This window comes from Roseovarius indicus, from assembly GCF_008728195.1.
GTDB classification, from domain to species: domain Bacteria; phylum Pseudomonadota; class Alphaproteobacteria; order Rhodobacterales; family Rhodobacteraceae; genus Roseovarius; species Roseovarius indicus.
In genome coordinates this window covers 5,158,450-5,184,102 of sequence record NZ_CP031598.1, presented here as the reverse complement: position 1 = coordinate 5,184,102, position 25,653 = coordinate 5,158,450, and the positions used below count along the sequence as shown (strand labels likewise).

At 65.8% G+C, this 25,653-nt stretch carries 18 protein-coding genes and 1 pseudogene; 12 read left to right on the top strand and 7 right to left on the bottom strand.

Going from position 1 to position 25,653, the window contains the following annotated elements; translation table 11 throughout:
- The gene (paaZ, locus tag RIdsm_RS24990) at positions 1 to 2,031 is read right to left on the bottom strand and encodes a phenylacetic acid degradation bifunctional protein PaaZ (protein WP_057812417.1); all 2,031 of its coding nucleotides are present in this window, start codon (positions 2,029 to 2,031) and stop codon (positions 1 to 3) included.
- Between the two features lie 115 nt (positions 2,032 to 2,146).
- Here paaZ and paaG point away from each other — a divergent pair, with 115 nt between their 5' ends.
- From paaG to RIdsm_RS24965, 5 genes are all read left to right on the top strand, one after another.
- Positions 2,147 to 2,932 carry a 2-(1,2-epoxy-1,2-dihydrophenyl)acetyl-CoA isomerase PaaG gene (gene paaG, locus RIdsm_RS24985; RefSeq protein ID WP_057812419.1) on the top strand — a complete coding sequence of 262 codons (786 nt, stop codon included), beginning with the start codon at positions 2,147 to 2,149 and terminating at the stop codon, positions 2,930 to 2,932.
- A gap of 2 nt (positions 2,933 to 2,934) precedes the next feature.
- Complete coding sequence (gene paaI / locus RIdsm_RS24980) at positions 2,935 to 3,360, top strand: hydroxyphenylacetyl-CoA thioesterase PaaI (RefSeq protein ID WP_057812421.1); 426 nt, start codon at positions 2,935 to 2,937, stop codon at positions 3,358 to 3,360.
- 16 nt (positions 3,361 to 3,376) lie between these two features.
- The gene (gene paaK / locus RIdsm_RS24975) at positions 3,377 to 4,687 is read left to right on the top strand and encodes a phenylacetate--CoA ligase PaaK (RefSeq protein WP_057812423.1); all 1,311 of its coding nucleotides are present in this window, start codon (positions 3,377 to 3,379) and stop codon (positions 4,685 to 4,687) included.
- A 3-nt stretch (positions 4,688 to 4,690) separates the two neighbouring features.
- Positions 4,691 to 5,287: a TetR/AcrR family transcriptional regulator gene (locus RIdsm_RS24970; RefSeq protein WP_057812425.1), complete on the top strand. Its 597-nt coding sequence runs from the start codon at positions 4,691 to 4,693 to the stop codon at positions 5,285 to 5,287.
- 65 nt (positions 5,288 to 5,352) lie between these two features.
- On the top strand, positions 5,353 to 5,955 hold the full coding sequence (locus RIdsm_RS24965) for a dimethylsulfonioproprionate lyase family protein (RefSeq protein WP_057812427.1): 603 nt from the start codon (positions 5,353 to 5,355) through the stop codon (positions 5,953 to 5,955).
- A 45-nt stretch (positions 5,956 to 6,000) separates the two neighbouring features.
- On the opposite strand, the gene pbpC is transcribed toward RIdsm_RS24965, so the two are convergent.
- From pbpC to RIdsm_RS24950, 3 genes are read right to left on the bottom strand one after another with little or no spacing between them, the layout of a single operon-like run.
- Positions 6,001 to 8,046 (bottom strand): penicillin-binding protein 1C, encoded by a 2,046-nt coding sequence (gene pbpC, locus RIdsm_RS24960; protein WP_057812428.1) that lies wholly within the window; start codon positions 8,044 to 8,046, stop codon positions 6,001 to 6,003.
- The gene (locus RIdsm_RS24955) at positions 8,036 to 8,611 is read right to left on the bottom strand and encodes a putative glycolipid-binding domain-containing protein (protein ID WP_057812430.1); all 576 of its coding nucleotides are present in this window, start codon (positions 8,609 to 8,611) and stop codon (positions 8,036 to 8,038) included. The genes pbpC and RIdsm_RS24955 overlap by 11 nt, the downstream gene beginning before the upstream one ends.
- On the bottom strand, positions 8,608 to 14,031 hold the full coding sequence (locus tag RIdsm_RS24950; RefSeq protein ID WP_057812432.1) for an alpha-2-macroglobulin family protein: 5,424 nt from the start codon (positions 14,029 to 14,031) through the stop codon (positions 8,608 to 8,610). The genes RIdsm_RS24955 and RIdsm_RS24950 overlap by 4 nt, the downstream gene beginning before the upstream one ends.
- 153 nt (positions 14,032 to 14,184) lie before the next feature.
- On the opposite strand from RIdsm_RS24950, the pseudogene RIdsm_RS24945 reads away from it, so the two are divergent.
- A pseudogene (locus RIdsm_RS24945) lies at positions 14,185 to 16,340 on the top strand (response regulator).
- Here RIdsm_RS24945 and yaaA read toward each other — a convergent pair.
- From yaaA to RIdsm_RS24930, 3 genes are all read right to left on the bottom strand, one after another.
- Positions 16,325 to 17,086, bottom strand: coding sequence for a peroxide stress protein YaaA (gene yaaA, locus RIdsm_RS24940; protein WP_057812434.1), 762 nt, complete (start codon positions 17,084 to 17,086; stop codon positions 16,325 to 16,327). The pseudogene RIdsm_RS24945 and the gene yaaA sit on opposite strands and share 16 nt — an antisense overlap.
- 35 nt (positions 17,087 to 17,121) lie before the next feature.
- Complete coding sequence (recQ, locus tag RIdsm_RS24935) at positions 17,122 to 19,161, bottom strand: DNA helicase RecQ (RefSeq protein WP_057812436.1); 2,040 nt, start codon at positions 19,159 to 19,161, stop codon at positions 17,122 to 17,124.
- Between the two features lie 78 nt (positions 19,162 to 19,239).
- On the bottom strand, positions 19,240 to 19,527 hold the full coding sequence (locus tag RIdsm_RS24930) for a YggT family protein (RefSeq protein ID WP_057812439.1): 288 nt from the start codon (positions 19,525 to 19,527) through the stop codon (positions 19,240 to 19,242).
- Positions 19,528 to 19,662: 135 nt separating this feature from the next.
- Here RIdsm_RS24930 and RIdsm_RS24925 point away from each other — a divergent pair, with 135 nt between their 5' ends.
- From RIdsm_RS24925 to RIdsm_RS24900, 6 genes are all read left to right on the top strand, one after another.
- The gene (locus RIdsm_RS24925; RefSeq protein ID WP_057812441.1) at positions 19,663 to 20,199 is read left to right on the top strand and encodes an acyl-CoA thioesterase; all 537 of its coding nucleotides are present in this window, start codon (positions 19,663 to 19,665) and stop codon (positions 20,197 to 20,199) included.
- A 55-nt stretch (positions 20,200 to 20,254) separates the two neighbouring features.
- The gene (locus tag RIdsm_RS24920) at positions 20,255 to 21,637 is read left to right on the top strand and encodes an MFS transporter (protein WP_057812443.1); all 1,383 of its coding nucleotides are present in this window, start codon (positions 20,255 to 20,257) and stop codon (positions 21,635 to 21,637) included.
- The gene (gene mepA, locus RIdsm_RS24915; protein ID WP_057812445.1) at positions 21,616 to 22,542 is read left to right on the top strand and encodes a penicillin-insensitive murein endopeptidase; all 927 of its coding nucleotides are present in this window, start codon (positions 21,616 to 21,618) and stop codon (positions 22,540 to 22,542) included. Before RIdsm_RS24920 ends, mepA begins: the two co-directional genes overlap by 22 nt.
- Before the next feature lie 84 nt (positions 22,543 to 22,626).
- A complete protein-coding gene (locus RIdsm_RS24910; protein WP_057812447.1) occupies positions 22,627 to 23,250 on the top strand; it encodes a queuosine precursor transporter in 624 nt (207 codons plus the stop codon).
- A 310-nt stretch (positions 23,251 to 23,560) separates the two neighbouring features.
- Positions 23,561 to 23,983 (top strand): alternative ribosome rescue aminoacyl-tRNA hydrolase ArfB, encoded by a 423-nt coding sequence (arfB, locus tag RIdsm_RS24905; RefSeq protein WP_057812448.1) that lies wholly within the window; start codon positions 23,561 to 23,563, stop codon positions 23,981 to 23,983.
- Between the two features lie 116 nt (positions 23,984 to 24,099).
- Complete coding sequence (locus RIdsm_RS24900) at positions 24,100 to 25,281, top strand: AAA family ATPase (RefSeq protein ID WP_217625279.1); 1,182 nt, start codon at positions 24,100 to 24,102, stop codon at positions 25,279 to 25,281.
- The last annotated feature ends 372 nt before the right edge of the window (positions 25,282 to 25,653 follow it).

The window sequence follows — 25,653 nt, the reverse complement described above, 5'->3', positions numbered from 1 at the left end:
TCAAGTGGCGTTCATGGTGAGCAGTTCGTATTCCGCGACCTTCTCGTCATCCTGGTTGGTCAGGGTGACATGCCAGCGCACCTCGCCGTAATCGGGGGTTCTGGGTGTCTTGGCCTTGACGATCAGCTGCACCTTGATGGCATCGCCCGCCGAGACGGGTTTCATGAAGCGCAGGTTGTCGAGGCCGGTATTGGCGAGCACGGGCCCCTCGTTCGGCTCGACGAAGAGGCCGGCGGCGAAGGAGATGAGCAGGTAGCCATGCGCCACGCGGCCGGGGAAGAAGGGGTTCCGCTTGGCCGCCTCGTCATCCATGTGGGCATAGAAGGTGTCACCGGTGAAATGGGCGAAGGTCTCGATATCTTCCAGCGTGACGGTGCGGGATTGGGTGTGGAGCGTGTCGCCGATGGCAAGCTCGGTGAACTTGCGGGTGAAGGGGTGGGCCGGGCGTTCGTGGGTCTCGGCGCCGGGCACCCATTTGCCGGTGATGGCGCTCAGCATGTCGGGCGAGCCCTGGATGGCGGTGCGCTGCATGTAGTGTTTCACGCCGCGGATGCCGCCGAGTTCCTCGCCGCCTCCGGCGCGACCGGGGCCGCCATGCACCATGTGCGGCATGGGCGCGCCGTGGCCGGTGCTTTCCTTCATCGACGTGCGGTCGTTGATGTAGAGGCGACCGTGGAAGGCGGCGGTGCCGAGCGTGAGCTCGCGCGCGGTGGCCGGGTCATGGGTGATCAGCGACGTGACGAGGGAGCCACCGCCGCGATTTGCCAGTTCGACCGCATGGCCGATGTCGCGGTAGCCCATGATGGTCGAGACCGGGCCGAAGGCTTCGGTATCGTGGATGCGTTGGGCGTTGTCGGGGTCGGTGCAGTGGTAGAGCATCGGCGGCAGGAAGGCCCCGGTCTGGGCATCGTCGCCGTTGATGAGGAAGTCGTCGGGCGCGCCGAAGACGCGCTTGGCCTCGGTGCCGAGGATGTCGAGCTTCTCGAGCACGTCACGTTTCTGATCGGCCGAGACGAGGGCGCCCATGCGGGTATCTTCGAGCCGCGGGTCGCCGACGGTGGCTTTGGAAAGCCTCTCGGAGAGCGCCTCGATCACCGCGTCGACATGGTCTTCGGGGGCGAGGATGCGGCGGGTGGCGGTGCATTTCTGACCCGCCTTGGTGGTGATCTCGGTTGCCGCCTCCTTGATGAAAAGGTCGAATTCGGGCGTGCCCGGCTCGGCGTCGGGGCCGAGGATGGAGGCGTTGAGGCTGTCCTGCTCGGCCATGAAGCGGGTGGAGTTCTGCACGAGGTTGGGATTGCTGCGCAGCTTGGTGGCGGTGGCGGCGGAGCCTGTGAAGCTGACCACGTCCTGGCAGTCGAGCCGGTCGAGCATGTCGCCGATGCTACCCGAGACGAGCTGCAGCGCGCCCTCGGGCAGGATGTCGGCCTCGAGCATCAGGCGCACGCAGGCCTCGGTGACATAGCAGGTGGCCGTGGCGGGTTTGACGATGGCGGGCATGCCGGCGAGGAGCGTCGGCGCCAGCTTTTCCAGCATCCCCCAGACGGGGAAGTTGAAGGCGTTGATGTGGACGGCCGCGCCGAGCAGGGGCGTGCAGATATGCTGGCCCAGGAAGCTGCCCGAGCGGGAGAGTTGTTCGAGGTCGCCGTCGGAGAGCACGTGCCCGTCGGGCATTTCGCGGCGGCCCTTGGAGGCGAAGACGAAGGTGGTGCCGATGCCGCCGTCGATGTCGAAGGCATGGTCGCGCTTGGTGGCGCCGGTGTTGTAGGAGATATCGTAGAGCGCCTGCTTGTTCTCGGTCAGGTGCTGGGCCAGCGCCTTGAGCATGCGGGCGCGATCGTGGAAGGTGAGCTTGCGCAGGTTGGGACCGCCGATGGTGCGGGCGTGGTCGAGCATGGCCTGCGCGTCGATGCCCTTGGTGCCGGCGCGGGCAATGACGTGGCCGGTGATGGCGCTTTCGATCTCGCGCGCGGTATCGTCGGGCGCGATCCACTGTCCGGCGGCGTAGCTTTTGACGTTCATGAGGCTCATCCGGGCGGTCCTTCCTTCCAGGTGCGAGGCGTCGGATTCGACGGTCGTTTATTTATTGACCGACCGGACGGTTTATGCAAGATGCGATTTGAAACACGCGCGGGGAGGCAGCGGCATGAGCGATACGATTCTGGTGGAGGATCACGGAGGCTGGGTCGAGATTACCCTTAACCGGCCGGACCGGATGAACAGTTTCACCGAGGAGATGCACAAGGCGCTCTATGCCGCCCTGGCCAAGGCAAAGGATGACGGCAAGCGGGCCGTTCTTCTGACCGGTGCGGGCCGGGGTTTCTGCGCGGGCCAGGATCTTGGCGATCGCGACCCGTCGAAGATGGACGGGCCGCCGGACCTGGGCAAGACGGTGCGCGAGCTGTGGGCGCCGCTGGTGCGGATGATCCGGTCGCTGGAATGCCCGGTGATCTGTGCCGTCAATGGCGTGGCCGCGGGGGCCGGGGCCAACTTGACGCTGGCGTGTGATTTCGTGCTGGCCGCCGAGAGTGCGAAGTTCATCCAGTCTTTCGCCAAGGTCGGGCTGATCCCCGATACGGGCGGAAGCTGGAACCTGCCGCACCTGATTGGCGAGGCGCGGGCGAAGGGGCTGGCGCTGACGGCTGAGCCGATCACCGCGCAGAAGGCCGAGGATTGGGGGCTGATCTGGAAGGCGCTGCCCGATGACCAGTTGATGGAAGAGGCGCGAGGCTATGCCGCGCGGTTCGCCGAAGGGCCGACGCTGGGCTTTGCCGAAACCAAGGCGTGCATCCAGGAGGCGGCGACCAACTCGCTCGACGAGCATCTGGAGCGGGAAGCGGTCGCGATGAAACGCTGTGGTGAGAGCGCGGATTATGCCGAGGGGGTTGCGGCCTTCCTTGGCAAGCGCGCGCCGGTCTTCAAGGGGAAATGAGCATGACGCCGAAGGAACGGGCCCAAAAATCGGCCGAGGCCATGTGGAAGGATGACCGGGCCAGCCAGTGGTTCGGGATGGAAATCGTCGAGGTGGACGAGGGCCGCGCGGTGCTGCGGATGACCGTGGCGCCCGAGCATTGCAACGGGCATGGCAGTTGTCACGGCGGGGTGACGTTCTCGCTGGCCGACAGCGCCTTTGCCTTTGCCTGCAACAGCCGCAACCAGTCGACCGTCGCCCAGCACAACATCATCAGCTACCTCGCCCCCGGCAAGGAGGGCGACGTGCTGACGGCCGTGGCGGAGGAGACCGACCTGTCGGGCCGCAGCGGCATCTACGACGTGACCGTGACCAACCAGGATGGCCGCAAGATCGCTTCGTTCCGGGGCCTGTCCCGGACGATTGCCGGCACCCTGTTCGACGAATGACGCGAGGGAGGACGCGATGAAGGACCTGACACCGGAGAAATCGAGCCTCGACCCGATCGAGATCGCCTCGATCGACGAGATCCGGAGCCTGCAGCTTGACCGGCTGAAATGGTCGCTGCGGCATGCCTATGAGAACGTGCCGATGTATCGTGAGCGGTTCGACGCGGCCGGGGTGCATCCGGATGACCTCAAGTCGCTGAGCGACCTAGCCAAGTTTCCGTTCACCTACAAGACCGACCTGCGGGATCATTACCCGTTCGGCCTGTTCGCCGTACCGCGCGATCAGATCGTGCGGGTGCACGCCTCTTCCGGCACGACGGGCAAGCCCACGGTGGTGGGCTATACGCAGAACGATATCGACATGTGGGCCGACATGGTGGCCCGGTCGATGCGGGCGAGCGGTACGCGGCCCGGGGATATCGTGCATGTGGCCTATGGCTATGGCCTGTTCACCGGCGGGCTTGGCGCCCATTACGGGGCCGAGCGGCTGGGCTGCACGGTGGTGCCGGTGTCGGGCGGGATGACCGAGCGGCAGGTGACGCTGATCGACGATTTCAAGCCGAAGACGATCATGGTGACGCCATCCTACATGCTCAACATTCTCGAGCAGTTCCACAAGGCGGGGCTCGACCCGCGGGAAAGCTCGCTGGAGGTGGGGATTTTCGGTGCCGAGCCGTGGACCAACGCGATGCGGTCGGAGGTGGAAGAGGCGTTCGACATGCACGCCGTGGATATCTACGGGCTGTCCGAGATCATGGGGCCCGGCGTGGCGAACGAGTGCGTCGAGACCAAGGACGGGCTGCATATCTGGGAGGATCATTTCTTCCCCGAGATCATCAACCCCGAGACGGGCGAGGTGGTCGAGGATGGCGAGATGGGCGAGCTGGTCTTCACCACGCTGACAAAGGAAGGGCTGCCGATGATCCGCTACCGGACGCGCGACCTGACCCGCCTGCTGCCCGGCACCGCGCGCAGCATGCGGCGGATGGAGAAGATCACCGGCCGGTCGGATGACATGATCATTCTGCGCGGCGTCAACGTCTTCCCGACGCAGATCGAGGAGCAGGTGATGGCGACCGGCGGGCTTGCGCCGCATTTCCAGATCGAGCTTTACAAGGCGGGCCGGATGGATGCGATGCGGGTGTTTGTCGAGGCCGACCCGAAGGCGGCCGACGAGGCGAGCAAGACCGCCTCGGCCCGGATGCTGACCAAGCACATCAAGGATGTGGTGGGCGTGTCGGCCGAAGTCATCGTCGGCGACCCGGGCGAGGTCGCCCGCTCGCAGGGCAAGGCGCAGCGCGTGATCGACAACAGGGCGAAGGAGTAAGGCTTGGCCCGGACGATCGCCAAGGACCACGACGAAAAGCGGGCGCAGATCCTGGCCTCGGCCGCGAAGGTATTCGCGACCGAGGGGTTCGACCGCGCGTCGATGACCCAGCTGGCGCGCGATTGCGGGATCTCGAAGGCGAATATCTACCACTACTACGACGGCAAGGACGCGATCCTATACGATATCCTGGAGACCTACCTGCGGCGGCTGCGTGACCGGATCTGCAGCATCGAGCTTGAGGGGATGGCGCCGGAGGAGCGGGTCCGCGCCCTGGTGCGGGAAATCCTGCTGGCCTACCAGGGCTCGGATTACGAGCACCGGGTTCAGGTGAATGGCGTGGGCCGTCTGCCGCCGGAGGAGCAAACGGTGCTGCGGGGCTATCAGCGCGAGATGGTCGTCTATGTGGGCGACGTGCTGAAGGGCGTCGCGCCCGAGGCGTTGGGCGATGACAGCGCCAAGCTGCGCTCGGTGACGATGTCGGTCTTCGGGATGCTGAACTGGTATTACATGTGGAACAGCGGCGCCGGCCCCGAGGCGCGCGAGGATTACGCGAGGGTCGTGGCCGACCTGACGCTGAACGGGGTGCGCGGGGTTTAGGCATTGACCCCGGGTCGGTTTCATCCAAGGTTGAGCGCGTTTGCGACCAGCTTCAGGAGACAGCCATGACCGCCCGCCCGGATGATTTGCAGAGCTTTCTCGATGCCAGCCTCGACGCGTTCGAGGCGCACGCGGTGGACCCGGAGGCGCAGGCGTCGTTGGCCAGGATCAGGGCCGCGCTGGCCGAGCCCGGTGAGATGGCGAAGAAAGACGGTGGCCGGCTGCCGGTCTGTGCCCTGCTTGCCGAAGTGGCCGCGCCGGAGCGGTTCGAGGCGCCCGACCTGCGGCAGGTGGCCGAGGCGTTCGGACAGCTGGAGCCGCGTCTGGAATGGCGGACCCGCGGTGGCGACATGTCGACGGCGAGCGAGAACATCAACGAGGGCCATGCCAACGCGATGATCGTCGGCCCCGGTGGCATTGAGCGGCGCTCCGACGTGTGGCTGGGCGTGTCGCTGCTGGCGCCGCACGTGCGCTACCCCGATCACACCCACCCGCCGGAGGAAACCTATCTGGTGATGAGCGAGGGCGAGTTCCGGCATGGGGACAGCGGCTGGTTCACGCCGGGGGTCGGCGGGTCGCTTTACAACGAGCCGGGGATTACCCACGCGATGCGGACGGCGGACAAGCCGATGTTCGCGATGTGGGCCTTGTGGGGTGGCGAGGGATAAGCGCCATACGTGATCGTATGGAGCGTTGATTGCCCAGCCCGTTTCCTAGTCTATCCAGACAGTGACCCTGTCGGCGCGGCCCTCGGCGTCGATCACCGAGAGGGTGGAGTAGCCCCGCGACAGCCCGTTCAGCACGGTATCGCGTCGGTGGATGCCGGTGAGGACGGCGGCGCCGTTGGCCATCCAGGTGAAGGGCGGCGTGCCATCGCGGAGCTTAACGGCAAGGCCGATGCCGTCGACCGGCAGGCGCGCACCGGAGGGCGGGAAGACCAGCTTGGGCGCGTCCTCGTCGGGGCGGAAGACGGCCTCGCGCCCGGTGAAGCGCTTGAGGGGCTGGGGGAGTTCGGCCGTCGAGACGATGAGGGTTTCGGGCGGGGGCGGCGGCAGGGGGTCGGCCTCGGGCTTGAGGCGCTGGAAGGCTTCGAAAAGGATGGGCGCCGCGAGGTCGCCGCCGAAGGCGCCGGGCACCGGCGTGCCATCGGCACGGCCGATCCAGACGCCGGCGACATGTGCGCCGTCGAAGCCCACCGCCCATGCGTCGCGATGGCCATAGGAGGTGCCGGTCTTGTAGGCGATGCGCCCGCGCGGTGCGCCGGGGGGCGGCGTGAGGCCTGCGAGGATGTCGCCGACCTGCCATGCGGCGGAGCGGCTGATGACGTTGTGGATGGGCGTTGTCGGCGGGCTGTCGTGCCAGTGGAGAGGGCGGGTTCGGCCCTCGTTGGCGAGCATGGCGTAGAGTTGGACAAGGTCGGTGAGGGTGACGCCGACACCGCCCAGGGCGACGGCGAGGCCGGGCTGATCGCCGGGGAGTTCGGGGGCGAGCCCGGATTTGCGCAGGGCGTCCATGAGGTGCGCGGGCCCGATCTCGTTCAAAAGCAGGATGACGGGGATGTTGAGCGACTGGCGCAGGGCGTCGGTGACGGAAAGCTCGCCCCGGAAGGCGCCGTCGAAGTTCTGCGGGGCGTAGCTGCCGAAGGCGACGGGGCGGTCGTTGATGAGCGTCTGGGGGTGGGCGAGGCCACGGTCGAAGCCCATGGCGTAGACCAGCGGCTTCAGGGTCGAGCCGGGCGAGCGCAGGGCGCGGGTCATGTCGACATAGCCTTGCCGCCCGTCGCCCGAGGCGTAGCTGGCGGAGCCGACGGAGGCGAGGATCTCGCCCGAGCGGTGGTCGGCGATGACGAGGGCGACGGAGACACCTTCGGGCAGGGTGCGCAGGCTGTCCTTGGCGAGGGATTCCACGCTTTGTTGCAGGGTGCGGTCGAGGGTGAGCGTGTGGCGCGGGGCGACGGGGCTTTCCGCGAGCGCAAGGTCGGTGAGGTGGGGGGCGAGGGCCGGGAAGGGTTTGCGGGCGAAGGGGACGGGTTCGGAATAGGCGGCTGTGATCTCGCTTTCGGAGAGGATGTCGGCGCCACCGAGCCGTTCGAGAACGCGGTCGCGGGCGTCGCCGGCGGCTTGGCGGTTGCGGTCGGGGCGGCGGGCCTCGGGTGATTGGGGAAGGGCCACGAGGAGGGCGGCCTCGGCTGCTGTCAGGCGTTTCGGTTCCTTGCCGAAATAGGCCAGCGTCGCCGCGCGCACGCCTTCGAGGTTGCCGCCGAAGGGTGCGCGGGTGAGGTAGATCTGGAGGATGCGGTCCTTGGAAAGCCGCCGTTCGAGGGCGAGGGCCACGCGGATCTGGCGGAGCTTGCCGGAAAGCTGGCCGGTGCCGCTGTCTTCGAGCAGGCGGGCGGCCTGCATGGTAAGGGTGGAGCCGCCGGAGACAACCTCGCCGTGCCAGAGCGCCTGCCCCACCGCGCGGAGTATGGCGCGGGGGTCGACGCCGGCGTGCTGGAAGAAACGCTTGTCCTCGTAGCCGATGAGCATGTCGATATAGCGGCGGTCGACGGCATCGGGGCCGACCGACAGGCGCCAGCGGCCGTCTTCCACGGTGTAGAGGCGAAGGAGGTCGCCGTTGCGGTCGCGCATTTCGGTCGAGGTTTCGGTGACCAGCACGGGCAGTTGGGTGGCATCGACCCAGCGGTCGAACGTGTCACGGCCCAAGCCTGCGGTAAAAAGCACGAGCGCGAGCGCAAGGAGGAGGCGGTCAGCCCTCATGGGTGACCTCGCCTTCCCAAAGCTCGGGGTAGAGGGTGACGAAGCCGGTCTGATCGAAACTTAGCTGGGTGGCGAAGTCGGTCTGATCCGCGAAGTAGGACATAACGTCGGGCTGGCCGGTGCGGGCGTAGGTCTGGTCGAGCCGGGTGAGGGCGGGCTCGGGGTAGCGCAGCCAGGCCGCGGAGGTTTGAAGCGAGGTGTCGCGCCCTTCGAGCAGGCGGCGCAGCGGCATGAGGTTGGTGGCCGGCGTGAAGGACAGGTCGATATCGGCCACGCCGTCGAGGCCGGGCTGCTCGGCCTCGTTCAGCAGCCAGCTGCCGTTGTCGCGCAGCGCATGCAGCCGCACCTCGCGGTCGTCATGGACCCCCGCGATATCGGCGCTGAGCGTGTGCCATTGTTCGTCGCAGCGCACCACGTAGTCGAGCGCCGCAAAGCCGCCCTCGTCGCGGAACCGGGCGTGACCCACCAGCAGCCAGCCGTGAGCGGCGTGGCTGAGGCGGCACTTGTCCTCTCCGGCGCGGTCGAGGGCGCGCCAGTGGGCGGTGGCGACGACGCGTTCCGTCACTCGGTCACGCGCATCTGCCCGGTGGCGGAATGCGCCCGGTATTGCGGGCGGTACATGTCCTCGACCGAGACCGCCGGGTGGTGGTAGCGGCCCGGAGAGACCGCGCGGACGATATAGGCCAGCTCGAACGGCTTGTCCGAACGCCAGTCGACCGCGGCGAGGAACCGGTCGGAGCGGAACTCGGTGTAGCGTGCGCTGGCGGGGTTGAGCCAGTCGAGCGCGCGGATATCGCCCGAGCGCAGCAGGTTGGGGTTGTCGATCTCGAGGCCGGCGGGCAGCGGGTCGTCGACCATCAGGCGGGCTTCGCCCTTCTCGAAGGGCGTGACCTTGATGACGGTGACGAGGCGGGTGCCGGTTTCGACGCTGTCGAGGGTGACGGCGTTGCCGTCGAGGTCGTAATAGCGGCGCTCGATGGCATAGCCGTAGCCGCCGGGCTCGGGCGCGACGGTGGGCACGCCGATGGTGGTGAGCGTGATGTCGACGGGGCGGTCGCCGGTGTTGGCGATGGTCTGATCGGTGAACATCTCGGCGCTCACCTTCTGCACCAGCGGGCCCGAGACCGGTTCGCCGTTGAGGGTGAGGCCGGCGAGCGACGGATCGTCGATCAGGGCCTGCGTGGCCAGAAGGGTCCAGGCCTGTTCCTGGGTCGACATGTTGGGGCCGACGTCGGACAGGGTGTCGGCCAGGGCCGAGGCGTCGACCACGTTGCTGCCTGCCTCGACGGCCAGCGCCAGCAGGCCCGCGCGGTCGCGCAGGCGGGTGCCGTAATCGGCCCGCCAGACATGGCCCTCGTCGCCCGACTGGCCCACGACGCGGCGCACGGCGAGGGCGAACATGCGGTCGGCGCGGGTCTGGTCGCCGTAGGAGGCCAGCGCCGAGCCGAGCTGGGCCAGGGCCAGCGGGGTTGCGAAGGCCTCGGATTTCACGTCGGCGTAGTAGCGCAAATCGCCCATGCGCGCCGCGCCTTCGCGGGCGAGGACCATGAGTGCATAGGCCACGTCTTCGCCGCCCTCGTCGAAATCGGGGGCGTAGTTGACGCGGTTGCGCAGGTTGTCCATCGCCATGGCGAAGGCCTGTTGCGGCACGTCATGCCCTTTCGATTTGGCGCGGGAGAGGAAGTCGGTGACATAGGCGTCGAGCCAGAAATCGCCCGAGTCCGGGTACCAGAGGCCGAAGCCGCCGCCGGTGGACTGGCGGGCAAGGACGCGGGTGACGGATTGCTCGATGCGGGTGTCGATGCGGTCCTGCTCGCCCAACCCCAGCGCCTCGGCCACCGCGTTGAAATAGAGGAGCGGCATGGCCTGTGACGTGACCTGCTCGGTGCAGCCATAGGGGTAGCGGTCGAGCGCAGTCAGGAGTTGCGGGGCGTTCATCTTCGCCAATGGGCCGGCGGAGAGGATGGCGCTGCCTGTGCCGGGTTTGAGCTCGGCGAAGACATCCTCATTGAGGGTGAAGCTGTTGCCGGGCGCGAGGGAGAGGCGGCGGGTTTCGGCAATCTCGGGGTCGTTGGAGCGGACGCCGAGTTTCAGCGACTTGGTCAGTTGCTGGCCGTCGGGCGTGGTGAGGGCGACGCGGAGGTCGTAATCGCCCACCTCGCCGGCCGTGACCGGCAGGCGGAAGGTGGCTTTTTCGCCTTCGGCGAGGTCGAAGCCGGAGGGGATGGCATCGCCCAGCGTCAGCCCATCGGCGGTGACGTCGAGGCCCATGCGGCCCGCGGGCCCGTCGGCATGGACGATCTCCAGCAGAAGGCGGCTCTGGTCGCCGGGGGCCAGGAATCGGGGCAGCGAGGCGGTGACGACGACCGGGTCGCGGACGATGACGTCACGCTCGGCCTGCCCCACGGCGCGGGGGGACCATGCCACCGCCATCAGGCGGACGGTGCCGTTGAAATCGGGGATGTCGAACGTGGCCTGTGCCGTGCCATCCGGGCCGATGGTGAGGGGGCCGGAGAAATAGGCGACAAGCTCGTCCTGCGGCGGGGGCGAGTCGAACTGGCTGTTCGAGGCGTCGCCGCCGGAGCGGACCTGCCCCTGGGCGCCGTTCATGCCGTCGATCAGGCGCCCATAGAGGTCGCGGATCTCGACGCCGAGGCGGCGCTGGCCGAAGTAATGACCGGAGGGGTCGGGGCTTTCGAAGCCGGTGAGGTTGAGGATGCCGAGGTCGACCGCCGCGAGGGTGACGTAGGCGGTGTCGCCGTCGCCGATGCCGTCGACGTTCACGGTGACGTCGAGCGGGCCGCGCGGGTCGGACATGTCGGGCGCGTCGATGGAGACGTCAAGCTGGCGGTCGCCCGGTTCGATCTTGGCATAGGACAGGCCGAGGGAGCGGGCCGGGTTGTGGCCGGCGGCGACGTTCATCGGGCGGATGACCTGGGCCGTGACATAGGCGCCGGCGCCCCATTCGTCGGTCACGGGAAGGGGGATGGTGTTCTCGCCCTCGGTGACTTCGACCGCCTGCATGTCGATCACGTGGTTCGACATGACGGTGATGAGGGCCGTGCCGGCATAGCGGGGCACGATGCGGAGTTGGGCCGTGTCACCCGAGCGGTAGCCGGGCTGGTCGAGGGACAGTTCCAGCGTGTCGGGCGTGCTGGAGGCGTCGGCGGGTGCGTACCAGCCGGCGTAGAAGTCGGAGGAGGCGGCGACGTAGGTGCCGTCTGTCCGTTCCACGACCAGCTCGTACTGGCCCCATTCGACGGGGGCGGAGACGGTGACCGGGTCGCCGCCCAGCGTGGCCTCGCCGGTGGCGACGCGGCTGCGGGTGGTGACCGGTTCCCAGTTCCACGAGCCGTAGTCCTGGTACCATTGGTAGCGGGTTTCGACGCGGTTCATCGTCCATGTCACCTGCATCGGCGTGGGCGAGAGGTCGGCGCCCAGCGAGATGACCTGGAAACTGGCGTCGGTGCCTTCGGCGACGACGCCGTCGAAGGCGGGCTTGAGGCCGATCATCGGGCCGGCGGGGGCGAGCATGCGCTTGGTTTCGCGCTCGACCGGGCGGCCCGAGCCTTCGCGGACGGAGATGCGCACGGACGCCTCGAACGGGCGGTCGGTGACGGAGGTTTCGGGCATCTCGACGGGGGTGACGAGGATGCCGTCGGGGCCGGTGGTGCCGCCGTCGATATAGCCGGAGCGGGCGTTGACCTGTTCGTCATGGCGGCCGAATTCGTAGCCGGGGAACGCCTCGAGCGACCGTTTGGGCCGCAGGGTGACGGTGCCGTTCGACTTGAGGCCCGCACCGGGGGCGCCGAAGAGGTACTTGGCGTCGATGGTGAGGGAAGGCTTGTCGCCGGGGCGGATCTCGCCCTCGGGCAGGGAGAGGGTGAAGTCGATACGCTCGGGCAGGAAATCCTCGACGAGGATGGTCTGGCTGGCGAGCGTTTCGGCGTCGGGGTCGGCCTTGATGTCGAGGGTCCAGGCGCCGCGCGGGGCGGATTGCGAAACGGGCATGGTGAAGACATGGCCGCCGGCGGAATCCTCGGCCGAGAGGTGGCGGGAATATTCCACGCCGTCGGGGCGCTTGAGGATGGCGGTGAGGGGCAGGCCCTGCACAGCTTCCGCGCCGCTGTCGCGGGCGAGCGCGGTGGCATGGATCACCTCGCCCGCGCGATAGGCGCCGCGATCGGTGGCGAGGAACACGTCGACCGGCGGGGCGGGCTGCCGCCCCTCGACACCACGGTCGGAGAGGTCGAAGGCCGGGTCGGTCAGGGAGAGAAAGGCGAGGTCATCCTCGCCCTGTTTCGCCAGCACCATCGCGGGGGCCGCGCCATCGGTGCCGCGAGTCAGGCCGGGGGCGAAGAGGGCGTGGCCGTTTGCATCGGTTTGCAGCGTGCCCAACTCGCGGTTGCTGCGGGAGAGGAGGGTGAGGGTGACGCCTTCCTCGGCAGCCGCATCGCTGAGACCGCGCACGAAGACGTGCAGGCCGTCGGTGCCTTTCAAAGTCGTAAGCCCGAGATCGGTCAGGACGAACCATTGGGTCGCCCCGGCATCGTCGTAGAGGTCAACGCCCGGCACGCGGGCGGTCAACGTGTAGATGCCCGGCGGCTGATCGGCGAGCACCTCGCCCATGGGAAGGCGGGTGGTCATCGTCTGGTTCAGCTCGTTCTGCACCTCGCCAGTGCCTTGCCAGATGTCCTCGGCAATATCGTCCGAGAACCGGCGATCGGCGTAATAGCTGAGCGGTCGGGCGAAATAATCGTCCTGGATGGCGCGCAGGAGATTGCGGTCGCTGACCCGGCGGAGGATCAGGTCGACCTCGTCAAGGTTGACGGTTTCCAGCGGCAGCGCGGTGTCGGCGGCCTTGGGCAGCACGTAGTTGCGACCCGGGAAGGCCACCTTGGGCGAGCGGTCGCGGACATAGAGCGTGATCTCGACGTCTTTCAGAAGCTCCTCGCCGCTGGCGGCGGGCAGGCCCTTGCGGAAGGTGACGCGGTAGCGCTCGCCGTGCTGAACACCGTCGATGCAAAGCTGGCGCTCCTCGGCCTGCACCACAAGCCCGGCATCGGGCAGGCGGACGTAAGGCGTGTAATCGGTGCCGGCCTGGATCAGGTCTTCGGAGAATTCGGCGCAGATGCGCGGGCTGGCGCTTTCGTTGTCGGAGCGATGCTCGGTGATGCGGAAGCCGTACTTGGCCACGGCGCTTTCCAGCTCTGACAGCACATCGTCACGCGGCTGGATGCTTTCGGCAAGCCGCAGCGCATGAACCATGTCGCGCCCGCGGCCGATCTTTTCCAGCGCCGGGGCCATGGTGAGAAGCGCGTTGATACGCACCGGATCGGCCTGTGCGCGCAGGTAGGCGTTGACCGAGGCCTCGAAGGCGCGGGTGGCGTTCTGGCGCTGTTCCGAAGTCTTGTCGGTCTGGATCAGCAGCGAGAGGCGGGCGTATTCGACCCATTGGTCGGGCGCGTCGGTGGCGGCGACGATGGCGCCTGTCCAGCGCATGGCATTGAGGAAATCGTTGTCGGAGAGCCGCTGTTGCGCGGCCGAGAGCATGGCGGGTGTCTCGTATTGGCCGCCCGGGTGGCGCCAGGAGAGGCCGATGGCCTGGTCGCGGGCGTTGTTGAAGTCGCCCTGCGAGAGGAAGCCGAGGTCTTCGGTTCGGGCGTCTTCCTGCGACAGAACGGCGGCCTCGGTGTTCAGGATGCGGGCCGAGACCGCGCCTTCATACGCTTGCGTGTCTTGCACCGCGCTTTTCGGGAAACAGGCGTTGGAGCGGGAGTTGAACGTGTAGGCCCGGCAATCGGCATCGGCGAAACAGGCGGTGCGGCAGGCCGTGCGCGTGGTGTCGAAAAGCGGCTGCAGGTCGGCGCCGTAGAAATCGGTGTCGAGGGTGATGACCTCTCGCCGTTCGGGAACGGTGCCCTGGGCTGTGGCCTGAATGGCGATGAGACCGAAGAGAATGACTGATGAAATGAAACGGAGCATGGGGCCCTCCCGACCAAAGTTGGCGTATCGTGCCACGAGCATTCTCATTTCACAACGATTCCAACGCTTCGGCGGCCAAGGGTTAACGCGTTGTTTACGCGGGTAACGGATTGTGAAGGCCACACCTGAACGTGGGCTTGCGGAGATCGGGCGATGAGCCTTGCCAACAAACTGGCCGAAGAACGCCGTGCAAGGCTGGCGGCCGAGCGGCTGCTGGAGCAGAAACAGGCCGAGCTGCATGCCGCGAACCGCAAGCTGGGGCGGCACGCGCTGGCGTTGACCGAGGAGATTTTCGAGACCCGCGCCGAAGTTCAGACCGTGCGCGACGAGAATGCGCGGGTGAAATCCGACCTGAGCGCCGCCAACCAGAAGATCCAGATCGCCGAGCGGCGGTTGTGGCATTCGATCCAGACGATCCAGGACGGGTTCGCCTTTTTCGACGTGGATGGCCGTATGATCGCGGCGAACAAGGCGTGGCTGTCGGTGTTCGAGGGGCTGGAGGAGGTGCAGCCGGGCATTGCCTATGTCGAGATCCTGCAGATCGCGACGGAAGAGGGGATTGTCGATATCGGCGACCGGCGGCCGGTGGAGTGGCGCGAGGCGATGCTAGACCGGTGGCAGAGCCCGGACCCTGAACCAGTGGTCATACGGCTATGGAACGGCGAGTCCATCAAGCTGATCGACCAGCGCGGGCATGGCGGCGACGTGGTGAGCCTTGCGCTCAACATCACCGAGACGGTGCGCTACGAGGAGCAGCTGAAGGCGGCGCAGCGGGCGGCCGAGGCGGCGAGCAAGGCGAAGTCGTCCTTCCTGGCCAATATGAGCCACGAGATCAGGACGCCGATGAACGGGATCGTCGGCATGTCGGAGCTGTTGATCGACACCGCGCTGAACGACGAGCAGCGCCTCTTCGCGGACACGATCAAGAGCTCGGGCGAGGCGCTTCTGGTGATCATCAACGACGTGCTGGATTATTCCAAGATCGAGGCGGGCAAGCTTGACCTGCACGAAGAGCCGTTCGATCTCGAGCGGTGCATCTACGAACTGGTCACGCTGATGCAGGTGAACTGTCGCGACAAGGGAGTCGAGCTGCTGGTGGAGTATGACATGTTCCTGCCCGGTCGCTTCGTGGGCGACCCGGGGCGGATCAGGCAGGTTCTGACCAACCTGATCGGCAACGCGGTGAAGTTCACCGAGGCGGGCTATGTGATCGTGCGGGCGACGGGGGTGCAGGGGGCCGGCGTGACCGAGCTGCATGTCAGTATCGAGGATACCGGCATCGGCATCCCCGAGGACAAGGCGAAGCACATCTTCGGAGAGTTCAACCAGGTCGACGAGGCGCGGAACCGCAAGTTCGAGGGCTCGGGGCTGGGGCTGGCGATTTCGAAACAGCTGATCGGGATGATGGGCGGGCGGATCTGGGTCGACTCCCGGGAAGGCGTCGGCTCGACCTTCGGATTCAAGATCAACCTGCCCGCCGCCGAGACGCTGGAGGCGGACGACGTGCGCTTGCCGGACGGGCTGCGCACGGTGCTGGTCGTCGATCCGCAGGATGTGCGGCGGGCCGTCCTGTCGCGGCAGATGGCGGCGCTCGGGCTGTCGGTGGTGAGCGCGGCAAGCGGGGCAGAGGCGCTGGCGCTTCTGCCCCGCGCCGTGGACCTGGTGATGACGGCGCACACGATGCCCGAGATGGACGGGCTCGAACTGGCCGAGGCGATGCGGGCGACGGGCATGCAGCTTCCGGTGCTGGTGATGAGTGCCGACCCGGCCGTGGCGGAGCAGGACCCGGGGCGGCGGCACGTGCAGGGCGTGCTGCCCACACCCTTGCGGCGGAGCGATTTCTTCGCGGCGATGCGCGGGTTTGCGGCCGGGCTCCGGCCCGGCGGTGGCGCGGGCCGGGCGATGCGCGTGCTGGCCGCGGAGGACAACAAGACCAACCGGCTGGTCTTTTCCAAGATGGTGGCGGCGCTGGATATCGACCTGCGCTTTGCCGAGAACGGGGCAGAGGCGGTGGCGATTTTCCGGAATTTCGCCCCGGATTTGATATTCATGGACATTTCCATGCCGGAAATGGACGGGAAGCCGCCACGCGGTGCATTCGCGAGGCCGAGGTGGGCACCGGCCGGCACGTGCCGATCGTGGCGATGACGGCCCATGCCATGGGCGGAGACGAGGCCGAGATCCTCGCCGCCGGGCTTGACCGCTACCTGACCAAGCCCCTGAGCAAGGACGCCATTTCAAAGGAGATCGTTGCGGCCTGCCCGGCGGGGGTGCGCCCGCCGGCGGCCGGAGTTCAGGCGGCGTCCTGAGGGCGGACGAAGGCGGGCTTGTCCGGCTCCGTCAGGTCGGGGCGGTGGCGGTAGCCGCCGGTGTCGAAATCGGTCAGGCTGTCGGGATCGGTCAGCCGGTTCTGGACGATGAAGCGGGCCATGGCGCCGCGCGCCTGCTTGGCGAAGAAGCTGACGACCTTGGGGCCGTCGGGCTTTTCCTCCATGAAGACCGGGGTGATGACGCGGAGGTTCAGTGCGTCGGGTTTGACGGCGCCGAAATACTCCTGGCTGGCGCAGTTCACCAGCGTGTCGGTGCCGAGGGTCTCGGCCTGTTCGTTGAGGGCCTTGGCGATGCGGTCGCCCCAGTAATCGTAAAGCGACTTGCCGCGCCGGGTTTTCAGGCGGCTGCCCATTTCGAGGCGGTAGGGCTCGATGGCGTCGCGAGGGCGGAGGAGGCCGTAAAGGCCGGAAAGGATGCGCAGGTGATCCTGGGCATAGTCCATTTCCTCTGGGTCCAGCGAGGCGGCCTCGAGCCCGGTATAGGTGTCACCGGCAAAGGCCAGCGCAGCGGGCTTGCTCTCCATCGTGCCGAAAGCCTTGAACCGGTCGGCGTTGAGCTTGGCGAGGTTTTCGCTGATGCCCATGAGCTTTTGCAGGTCTTTCTGCGTCAGGCCACGGGCCGTCTTGGCGAGCGCCTTGGCGTCGTCTGCGAATTGCGGGTCGGTGGCGGTGGTGTCCACCTCCGACATGTCGAGCTTCTTTGCGGGCGAGAGCACCACCAGCATGTTTGTCCCCCAGGTGAATATCCGTTGCCGGTGACTTAGTCCGCCATTTGCAGAACGTCCAGAAACGCCGCGCCGAAACGGTCGGATCGTTTCTCGCCCAGCAGGCGGGCCATGTCCTGCAACGTGCCGGGCCGGGCCGAGGCGACGCGTGCCAGAAGCGAGGAGGAGCAGCTGAGCGGCTTGTCGGTGCCGGTTTCGCCACGGGCCAGATCGGCCTGCACGGCGAGAAGGCGGTCGTAAAGCTCGCCCGCCTCGCGCCCGGCGAGTTTGCGGCGGGTCGGGTGCATGGCCTCGGCCTCGCCCCGGATCACCTCGAGAAAGGCGGCGCCGTATTGTTCGAGCTTCTTGGCGCCGACGCCGCTGATGCGGGCCATGTCGTCCATGCTCTGCGGGCGGCGTTCGGCCATCTCGATGAGCGTGCGGTCGTTGAAGACGATATAGGCGGGCATTTTCGCCGCCTCGGCCAGTGCGCGGCGCTTGGCCTTGAGGGCGGACAGCAGCGGCGCATCCTCCTCGGACACCAGCGCCTTGGCGGCGGGGCGGCGGGGGGTCTTCTGCATCGTGTCGCGGCGGAGGGTGATGGCCTGTTCGCCGCGCAGGACGGGGTGCGCGGCCTCGGTGATGCGCAGCGCGCCGTGGCGTTCGGGGTCGGGGCGCACGAGGTCGTGGCCCATCATCTGCCGGAAGATCGCCTGCCAGCCGCGGCGGTCGATATCGCGGCCGACGCCGAAGGTGGGCAGGTCGTCATGGCCGCGGGCGCGAACCTTTTCGGTTTCGTTCCCCGTCAGCACGTCGATCAGGTGGCCGGCGCCGAAATATTCCCCGGTGCGCAGCGCGGCGGAGAGAGCCTTTTGCACGGCTTCGGTGGCGTCGAAGGTTTCGGGCGGGCGGTCGCAGAGGTCGCAATTGCCGCAGCCTTGTGCCTCTTCGCCGAAATAGCCAAGCAGGGTGGTGCGGCGGCATTCCAGCGCCTCTGCCAGACCAAGCAGCGCGTTGAGGCGGGCGTGGTCGGCGAGGCGGCGTTCGGGCGGGGCGAGGCCTTCGTCGATCTGGCTTCGGCGGAGACGGATGTCGTCAGCGCCGAACAGCGTGAGGTTTTCGGCCGGCGCGCCATCGCGGCCGGCGCGGCCGATTTCCTGGTAATAGGCTTCGATGGATTTGGGCAGATCGGCATGGACGACCCAGCGGATATCGGGTTTGTCGACTCCCATGCCGAAGGCGACGGTGGCGACGACGATGAGCCCGTCCTCGGTGCTGAAGCGGTGTTCGACATGGCGGCGGTCTTCCGCGTCCATCCCGCCGTGGTAATGGCAGGCGTTGTGTCCATCGTCGCGCAGGGCCCTGGCCAGCGTTTCGGTCTTGGCGCGGGTGCCGCAATAGACGATGCCCGACTGCCCCTTGCGGGCGGCGACGAAGGCGGTGACCTGCTGTCGCGGTCGGTCCTTCTCGGCGAAGGCGAGGTGGATGTTGGGCCGGTCGAAGCCGCGCAGGAAGGTCTGGGGCGTCTGGCCGTCGAAGAGCTTCTGAACGATCTCGTCCTGCGTCTCGGCATCGGCAGTGGCGGTGAAGGCGGCCAGCGGCACGTCGAGGGCGCGGCGGAGTTCACCGATGCGGAGGTAATCGGGGCGGAAATCGTGGCCCCATTGCGAGACGCAGTGGGCCTCGTCGACCGCGATGAGGGAAACGCCGATGCGGCGGAGCATCCCCATCGAGGAGCCGGCGGCGAGGCGTTCGGGCGCGATGTAGAGGAGCTTGAGGCGGCCTTCCTCCAGCGCCTCCCACACGGCGCGGGTTTCCTCCTCGGTATTGCCGGAGGTGAGCGCCCCGGCCTCGACCCCCGCGGCGCGCAATGCACGCACCTGGTCACGCATCAGCGCGATAAGGGGGGAGATGACGACGGTGACGCCCTCGCGCAAAAGCGCAGGCAGTTGGTAGCACAGGGATTTACCGCCCCCCGTGGGCATGATGGCCAGCGTGTTCTGGCCCTCGGCGACGGTGTGAACGATCTCTTCCTGCCCCGGCCGGAAGGTCTGGAATCCGAAGACATCGTGCAGAAGCGTGGCAGCGCTGTGCATGAAAAGGCCCGTAGAATTTTATTGGTCTGCTCTTAGGCAGAACCTTTTCACACTAAGATTCGGTAAACAAGTCCCGGCTCAGTAAAACGCCGCCGCGTTGTTCGCCAGGATGATCCGGATCGCATACACTCCGATCAGCGCCACCAGCGGGGCGAGGTCGATGCCCGACATCGGCGGAAGGATCTTGCGGATCGGCCGGTAGATCGGCTCGAGGATGCGATTGAGCATGTCCCAGATCTGGGCGACGAGCTGTTGGTGCAGGTTCAGAACCTGGAAACTGATCAGCCAGCTCATGATCACGTGGGCGATGATGAAGAACCACAGGATATCCAGCAGCAGAAACAGGATCTGAATAATCGACGTCATCGGCACCTTCCTTGAATGCAATCGATCAACACCTAAGCGGGCCGCCCCTGAATCGCAAGTCTGACGCGAGGTTCCGGTTGACGCAGGGGTGCGGCGGGCAGAGGTCGGTGCCAAAAGCGCAGGAGGCCAAGGCCCATGTACCCGTTCATCCGGATGTTCTGGCAGATTTGGAAATACCGCAAGGCGCCACGCCTTACGATATTCGACACGCATGTGTCGCATCACATGTGCCTGCCGTGGGATATCGACATCTGGATGGAGCTGAACAACGGCCGCACGCTGACGCTGTATGATCTCGGCCGCATCCCGATGGCCTATCGCGTGGGGCTTGTCGATGTGCTCAAGCGCAAGCGCTGGGGCCTGACCATGGCGGGGGCCAGCGTGCGCTATCGCCGCCGGGTCAGAACGTTCCAGACGGTCGAGATGCACTCGCGCGGGGCATATTGGGACGACAAGTTCTTCTATATCGAGCAGTCGATGTGGAACAGGAAGGGCGAGTGCACGAGCCATATCGTCTATCGCTCGGCGGTGACCGGCAAGAACGGGATCGTGCCGCCCGCGCAGGTGATCCGCGAGCTGGGCGTCGACGAGGTGTCGCCGCCCGCGCCCGAGTGGGTGAAGGCCTGGATCGACGCCGACACCGTGCGCCCGTGGCCGCCGATGCAGGATTGACTTGAAAGCCGCCGCCCGAGCCTGTCTTATCGCGCGCAAGGGTCGGGGGGATTTCATGGCGGAACCGTCGCGTCGCAAACGCATCTGGGGCTGGTACTTTTTCGACTGGGCCAGCCAGCCGTATCACACGTTGCTGGTGACCTTCGTCTTCGGGCCGTTCTTCGCCTCGGTGGCGTCGGAATACTTCATGAACGCGGGCCTTGTCGAAGAGGCGGCGGATGCCCGGGCGCAAAGCCTGTGGTCGATGTGCCTGACGGTGACGGGGCTGATCATCGGGTTCGGCGCACCGATCATCGGCGCGCTGGCCGATACCGCCGGGCGGCGGCTTCCGTGGATCCTGGCGTTCTCGGCGATGTACGTGGTGGGCGCCGCCGGCATCTGGTGGACCCAGCCGGACGGGTCGAACATGCTCTGGGCGCTGTCCTGTTTCGGCGTTGGCTTCATCGGGGCGGAATACGCGCTGATCTTCGTGAACTCGCAGCTTCCCTCGCTCGCCCCGCAGGAAGAGACGGGGGCGATCTCGGGCTCCGGTTTCGCCTTTGGCTACCTGGGCGGGATCGTGGCGCTGGCGATCATGCTGACGCTGTTCTTCGACGATGGTGGCAAGACGCTTCTGGGCCTCGACCCGGCGCTGGGTCTTGACCCGGACGCGCGCGAGGGCACGCGCTTCGTCGGGCCCTTCACGGCGGTCTGGTTCGCGGTCTTCATGATCCCCTATTTCCTGTGGGTGCGCGATACCGGCCCGGCCCGCAAGGGGCGCGGCGTAGGCGATGCGTTGCGGCTGCTGAAGAAATCCATTGTGGGGCTGAAGAAACGGGTCAGCCTGTCGGTCTATCTCGGCTCGTCGATGTTCTACCGCGACGCGCTGAACGGGCTTTACGGGTTCGGGGGCACCTACGCGATCTTGGTGCTGAACTGGAGCATCGTCTCGGTCGGCATCTTCGGCATCGTCGGCGCCATTTCGGCGGCAGCGTTCAGCTGGGTCGGCGGCCGGTTCGACCGGGCCTTCGGGCCCAAGCCCGTGATCATCGTGGCGATCCTCGGGCTGATGCTGGTCTGCTTCACCGTGGTGGGCATGGATCGGACGCAGTTCTTCGGGATGCCGCTGGCCGAAGGCTCGGCCCTGCCCGACATGGTGTTCTTCGGCTGCGGCGTGCTGATCGGCGGCCTGGGCGGCACGTTGCAGGCGTCGAGCCGGTCGTTGATGGTGCGCCACACCGACCCCGCCGCGCCCACCGAAAGCTTCGGGCTTTATGGCCTCTCAGGCCGTGCGACGGCCTTCATGGCGCCCGCGCTCATCGGCCTTGTCACCACGCTGAGCGGCAGTGCGCGGATCGGCGTCTCGCCGGTAATTCTCCTTTTCCTGATCGGCCTCGTCCTGCTACGCTGGGTGAAAGCAGAAGGGGACAGGGATACATGGTCCGTCACGTCAAACTGATTGCGCTCATCCTCGGGCTTGCCGGCTGCGGCGGCTCGGCGCCGCAGGACTATGCCGGGTCAGAGCCGATCGTCTCGACCCAGAGCATCCCGGCGGCGATGCGGGGCGTCGAGGCCAAGAAGCTTTTCGGGGCGAAGCCGCAGGGCTCGCAGCAGGCGTCGACGCCTTTCGGCAGCTATTCCAAGGGCTGTGTGGCGGGCGGTGTGCAGCTTCCCGAAACCGGGCCCACCTGGCAGGCGATGCGCCTGTCGCGCAACCGCAACTGGGGCCACCCGGAGGCGATTGATTTCATCAAGAAACTGTCGGCCAAGGCGGCGCAGCAGCCGGGCTGGGCGGGCCTGTATGTCGGCGATATCAGCCAGCCGCGCGGCGGGCCGATGCTGACCGGGCACCGGAGCCACCAGATGGGGCTCGACATCGATATCTGGATGTTGCCGCCCAAGCGGCTGAACCTCACGAGGGCGGAGCGCGAAAGCCTGTCGTCGATCTCGCTCCGGCGGGCGAACGGGGCCTATACCAACGACAACTGGACCCGCCAGCATCACGAGGTGATCAAGGCCGCCGCCCAGGACCCGCGCACCGCGCGGATCTTCGTCTTTCCCGGCGCCAAGGTGCGGATGTGCAAGGAAGAGACCGGCGACCGGTCCTACCTGCGGAAGATCCGGCCGTGGTACGGGCATCACTATCATTTCCATGTGCGGCTGAGCTGTCCGCGCGGGGCGAAGAACTGTCAGAACCAGGCGCCGCCGCCGCCGGGCGATGGATGTGCGGATGCGCAGCAATGGGTGAACAACATCCTCAACCCGCCGCCGCCCGACCCGGACGCCCCGCCGCCCAAGCCGCGGCGCGAGCTGACCATGGCCGACCTTCCGAACCAGTGCGTTTCGGTGCTGACGTCGGAGTAGGTGCGGGCCTTGCCATGGCGCGGGGCAGGCTGTAAGCGCGGCCAGTCCCCCGCCAGGGGCGTCATTCAAGGACCGTCCGCCGCCATGAAACATCATCTGCTTCCCGGCATCCTGGCCATGGCCGCGATCGTCGTGGCCTCGAACATCCTGGTGCAGTTCCTCTTCGGCCAGTGGCTGACATGGGGGGCGTTCACCTATCCGCTGGCCTTCCTCGTCACCGACGTGATGAACCGGGTTTATGGGCGCGACGCCGCGCGGCGGGTGGTGTTCGCGGGGTTCGTCGTCGGGCTGGCCTGTTCCTTCATCGGCACGCAGATTTCGGGCGAGTTCGGTCCGCTGGTGACGCTGCGCATCGCGCTGGGCTCGGCCGTCGCGTTCCTGACGGCGCAACTGCTTGATATCGCTGTCTTCAACCGGCTGCGTGAGGGGGCCTGGTGGCGGGCGCCGATGGTGTCGTCGCTGATCGGCAGCACGGTGGACACCGCGCTGTTCTTCACCATCGCCTTTTCCGCCAGCCTCGCCGTGCTGGAGCCCGGCAACGACGTGAGCTGGGCCAACGAGATCCTGCCGCTGCTGGGGGTGGGGCCCGCCGTGCCGCTCTGGATGTCGCTGGCGCTGGCGGACTGGATGGTGAAGCTGGCGCTGGCTTTGCTTACTTTAGTGCCATTTCGCATCATCGTGCGGTCACTCATGCACCGGGCCACATGATTTTGTTTTGACAAAGCGAAAATCTGTGCCAACCTGTGGATAACCGCAACAGTTTGAAAGGAGGTGATCCAGTGTCTATAGAGGTATTGGAGAGAGGTGACGGAACAGTTCGGGAGGGTCTCGTCTAGGGCAGCCCCTGGGCGGACGACGCCCCCGGATTGGTGCGCCTAACCGCACCGCCTCCTTAAACTCTAGAGGGCCGCTTCCTACCGGGGCGGCCCTTTTGAATTTGGCCATGTCCAACGTCGGTATCACGTCGGTATTTTGTCGGTATCGCGTCGGTGCCAGGGCCCGACACCAAGAGGTTCCCATGCTGCGCATCACCAACCAGATCACCATCGAGGACTGGGAACTGACCGAGCAGTTCACCCGCTCGGGCGGCCCCGGCGGGCAGAACGTCAACAAGGTGTCGACGGCGGTCGAACTGCGCTTCGAGGCCGAGCGCTCGCCCAACCTGCCCGACCCGGTGAAACGGCGGCTCAAGCGGCTGGCCGGCCGGCGCTGGACGAAGGAGGGCGCGGTGCTGATCCAGGTGGAGGAGACGCGCAGCCAGGCGAGGAACCGAGAGATCGCCCGCGAGCGGCTGGCGGAGCTGGTGAAGAAGGCCTGCGAGAAGCCGAAACGGCGCATCCCCACGAAGCCGTCGCTGGGCTCGAAGAAGCGGCGGCTGAAGGCGAAGAAGGTGCGCGGGGAGGTGAAGGCGTTGCGGGGGCGCGTGGACGGGGAGGATTGATTGGGCGATGGGAATGATGCGTTTTTCTTTTCCAACGCAGAAGCATCAATCTTGTGAGTAAAATGCCAATGGACCCATTGAACCTTTCACTGCAAATCTAAGAATAATAACATGCTATGGCGATGCGGATTTCGAGAATATACCTAAAGAACTGGATGAACTTCAGGGAAGCCGACGTCGGCGAGCTCGCCGACGTGGTGTATGTCCTGGGTGCAAACGCAGCAGGCAAATCCAATTTACTCGAAGCAATTCGGTTTGTGCGAGATTTGGCTAAGACCAGAGGGGGTGGTCTTCAACAGGCAATAGAGAGCCGCGGTGGGATTAAGAAGATTCGGTGTCTGCACGCGCGCAAAGACACTGAGGTGGTAGTAGCGCTACAAATAGCCGACGACGAACTATCAGCTAAATGGTCCTATGAGATAGCATTCAATTTGCCGGGTAGTGGTCATCGCGAGCCGCAGGTTGTGCGAGAGACTGTAAAGAGAACTAACAGTAGTGGCGGAGAAAGCATCCTACTCGAACGCCCGGACAAAAAGGATAAGCAAGACTCATTTCTGCTCAGGGAGACGAGTCTGGAGCAAGCAAGTGCCAACGCTGAATTTCGAGATCTTGCCTCGTTTCTTGGATCTGTCTCCTATGTGCACTTAGTGCCACAGTTGCTCAAATTTGGAGATCAAATTGGTGGCCGTGTCCTCGAAGATGATCCTTTTGGCCAAGAATTTTTGTTTCGGATTGCTCGTACTCAGGCCAGAACCCGAGACGCCCGCCTTAGACGCGTCGAAAAAGCCCTTCAGGCAGTAGTTCCCCAACTGGAGGATCTTCAATTCGTCAAAGACGAGATAACCGGTCAACCTCATTTAGAAATGCGTTTCAAACACCACCGGCCCAGGGGGGCTAAGCAGCGCGAAGATCAGTTTTCAGACGGAACGCTTAGAATAATTGCTCTACTTTGGTTGATGCAGGAAAGCGGAGGGGGACCCTTACTTCTTGAAGAACCAGAGTTGTCACTGAACGAAGATGTCGTTCGGCAACTGCCTGAGTTGTTTTCGAGGATAGTGAAATCACAGAAAACGAAGCGCCAGATCATTTTGACTACCCACAGTGAAGCTCTTCTCTCAAACCCTGGCATTAATAGCGACAGTTTGTTGCTTGTGATCCCGTCTGATGAAGGTTCGCAACTGCGAAAGACTTCTGAGCAGGAGAATAATGCGCTGTCAGTGGGATTGTCGCCTGGGGAGGTCGTGCTGCCGGTCGTTAGGAAAGCAAACAAAGCGTTGCAGCTTACGCTTGATCTGTAATGTACCTTTGTAGCGAAGACGAACTCGGCAGGGCGATACTAAAGAGGCTACTAGCGGATATTTTGGGTGAGTATGAGCCCTTGGAGATTGGAGCGAGGCAGGGCGGAATCGGGCACATTGCTAAGCGACTGTCAGAATTTCACCAACTTGCAAGATATGAGTATGTTTTTGTTTTGGTGGATCTTGACCGATGCAATTGTGAGGTGGAACTGCGCCAAGATATGTTTAGCAGTGCGAGAATTTCCGAGCCCATAAACGAGTGCTTTGTTTTCTCAATTGCGAAGCGTGAAGCCGAATCTTGGTTGCTCGCTGACGTCGATGGGCTGGCATCTTATCTTAGGATCGATCCTAGGCTTATTAACCGCAACGCCG